1 protein-coding gene and 1 pseudogene are annotated in these 1,956 nt (G+C 72.1%); one reads left to right on the plus strand and one right to left on the minus strand.

All coding sequences use genetic code 11. The features are described 5' to 3' along the window. A pseudogene (locus RIF89_RS14520) lies at positions 1-266 on the minus strand (ATP-dependent serine peptidase containing a PDZ domain protein); the annotation flags it as partial. 146 nt (positions 267-412) lie between these two features. Between RIF89_RS14520 and RIF89_RS14525 the strand changes: the two are divergent. Continuing rightward, positions 413-1,879 carry a zinc-dependent metalloprotease gene (locus RIF89_RS14525; protein WP_309069784.1) on the plus strand — a complete coding sequence of 489 codons (1,467 nt, stop codon included), beginning with the start codon at positions 413-415 and terminating at the stop codon, positions 1,877-1,879. The last annotated feature ends 77 nt before the right edge of the window (positions 1,880-1,956 follow it).

Genomic DNA, 1,956 nt, shown 5'->3' on the forward strand with positions numbered 1-1,956 from the left:
AGGTCGAGCGTGCCCGCCGTGTCGTCGAACGTCTCGGTGCCCGCGATCTCGATCAGGGGAAGCTCGGCGCCGTCGGCCGACTCGGCGGTGCCGATCGTGTCGTACACCGGCCCCGGTCGCTGGATCACGTACGCCGTCGGCAGGAAGGTCAGCACGACGAGCACGACGACCGCGATCACGACCGCCCACATGCCGGCGAGCGTGCGGCGCGACATGGAGCGCTCCCGCGCCGGCGCCTCGTGCTCCTGCGCTTCGAACAGCGTCACGTCTTCTCCCTCGCGGTCCCCGCCGGATCTGGATGCGCCGTCGTTCGCGAGCGGCGTAAGGCGTCTGCGGCGAGGGCCGAAGTAGGCGAAGACGGGTGAGACTAGCGTAGAACCACCGAGCTTCGACCGGCTGAAAGGCGGCTGACGTGGCAGATGACGACCGTTCCCCCGAGGACGAGTTCCGCGAGCTCATGCAGCAGCTCTTCGGCGCCTCGGGCAGCCAGTTCGACCCGGAGCAGTTCGCCCGCATGGACCCCGAGCAGCTCGCGCGGCTGACGGGCATGCCGATCGACCCGGCCACGCTGTCCCAGGTCATGCAGAACCTGCAGAGCGCGTTCCGGACGTCGGGCGACGGCATCGACTGGAGCGTGACGAAGCGCCAGGCGCTGCACATCGCGAATCAGGACGGGCTCAGCGTGACGCAGGGCCAGCGCGCCGACCTGGATCAGGCGTTCCACCTCGCCGACCTGTGGCTGTCGGAGGCGACCGCGATCGCCGACCTCGCCGAGGCGCCGCGTGCCATCACGCGCGGAGACTGGGTCGAGAAGACGCTCGCGGTGTGGCAGGAGCTCGCTGAACCGGTTGCGACGAGCGTCGCGGACGCGCTGACCGAGAGCCTCAGTCAGCAGGTGCCCGAGGAGATGCAGGGCCTCGTCGCGAACGCGGGCCAGATGATGCGCGGCATCGGCGGATCGCTGTTCGCGACCCAGCTCGGCCAGGTCGTGGGCAAGCTCTCGCTCGAGGTCGTCAGTGGCGGCGACGTGGGCATCCCGATCCTGCCGGGCGGCACGGCGGCCATCCTGCCGCAGAACTTCGCCGACCTCGGACGCGGTCTGGAGATTCCGGACGACCAGCTCGCGCTGTACGTCGCGGCGCGGGAGCTCGCGCATGCGCGGCTGTTCCGCCACGCGAAGTGGCTGCGGCTGCACGTGCTGTCGCAGGTCACCGAGTACGCCCGCGGCGTGCACATCGACACCGAGCGGCTGGAGGAGCTCGCATCGCGCTTCGATCCGTCCGACCTCGACGAGCTGCGGTCAGCGCTCGAGAGCGGCGCGCTGCTGCCGCAGCAGACCGAGTCGCAGAAGCGGGCGCTCGACCGGCTCGAGAACATGCTCGCGCTGATCGAGGGCTGGGTCGACGTCGTGACGGCGGATGCGACCTCGCGTATCCCCAACCTCGACCGCATCGCCGAGGCGATCCGCCGGCGGCGGGCGGTCGGCGGCCCCGCGGAGGACGCGCTCGGAGCACTCGTCGGCCTCAAGCTGCGCCCTCGGCGCCTGCGCGAGGCGGCGGCGATGTGGCGCGCCGTCACCGAGGCGGTCGGCGTCGAGGCGCGCGATGCGCTGTGGGACTCCCCCGACTTCGTCCCGGAGCCTGCCGACATCGACGATCCGTCGCGCCTGATCGCTCGTCTCGAGGCGAACGCGCGCGGCGAGGCACCCCAGCGCGACGAGATGGACGACGCGCTCGAGCGCCTGCTCGCCGAGGCCGAGGGATCCACCGAGGCGCAGGCGGAGGGCGGATCCGACGAGGACGCCGCGGATGAGGGCGGGTCGGATGACACGCCGCGCGGGGACGGGGACGACGCCCCGGAGGGTCCGCGGCCGGTGTGACCCTCGTCCCCAGCCCCTTCCCCGGCGGAGCGCCGGAGACGGCTGTGGAGAGCGCGCGCGCCGCGTGATGCCGGCGC

The sequence above is a fragment of the Microbacterium sp. genome (genome assembly GCF_031178525.1).
Taxonomy (GTDB): Bacteria; Actinomycetota; Actinomycetes; order Actinomycetales; family Microbacteriaceae; genus Microbacterium.